Genomic DNA, 743 nt, shown 5'->3' with positions numbered 1-743 from the left:
AAGTTCCACGTTTATTTTGACGCAATACCGAGGCAAGCCCAAGCTATTTGCTTGTGGAGAGAATGGGTATGGCCAACTGGGTCTGGGGGATCAAAAAAACCAGACCAGCTTGCAGACCGTGGAGCTTCCCAAAGACCTCAACTCACTCGAGGGTGTCGTCGCAGGTTACAATCACACCCTTGTCTTTGGCTGCGACAGCAAGGACAGACCCCTGATTTTTGCCTGTGGAAATAACAACCGCGGCCAACTAGGGCTGGGGCATAATACTGACCAGACCAGCCTGCAGCGCCTTGAGCTTCCTGAAGCACTAAACTCACTGGAGGATGTCGTCGCAGGTTTCAATCACACCCTTGTCTTTGGCCGCGACAGCTTCGGCAAGCCACTGCTCTTTGCCTGTGGATGGAACATCTTCGGCCAACTGGGGCTTGGGGATGAAAACAACCAGAGTAGCCTGCAGCCCCTCGAGCTTCCTGAAGCACTAAACTCATTGGAGGGTGTTGTCGCAGGTGCTCACCACACCCTTGTCTTTGGACGCGACAGCTTCGGAAAGCCACTGCTCTTTGCCTGTGGAAGAAACATCTTCGGCCAACTGGGGCTGGTGAATCAAAACAACCAGACCAGCTTGCAGCGCCTTGAGTTTCCTGAAGCACTAAACTCACTGGAGGGTGTCGCCGCAGGTGGCTACCATACCCTTGTCTTTGGCCGCGACAGCAAGGGCAAACCAGCGCTCTTTGCCTGTGGAT

At 54.2% G+C, this 743-nt stretch carries 1 protein-coding gene; it reads left to right on the top strand.

Going from position 1 to position 743, the window contains the following annotated elements; genetic code table 11:
- On the top strand, positions 1–743 hold a 743-nt coding region (locus tag Lwal_RS11815), incomplete at both ends, for an RCC1 domain-containing protein (protein WP_420798168.1).

It is taken from the genome of Legionella waltersii (assembly GCF_001468085.1).
GTDB classification, from domain to species: Bacteria; Pseudomonadota; Gammaproteobacteria; order Legionellales; family Legionellaceae; genus Legionella; species Legionella waltersii.
Note: the sequence above shows the minus strand (reverse complement) of the source record. Positions and strands in the feature narration are given on the sequence as shown.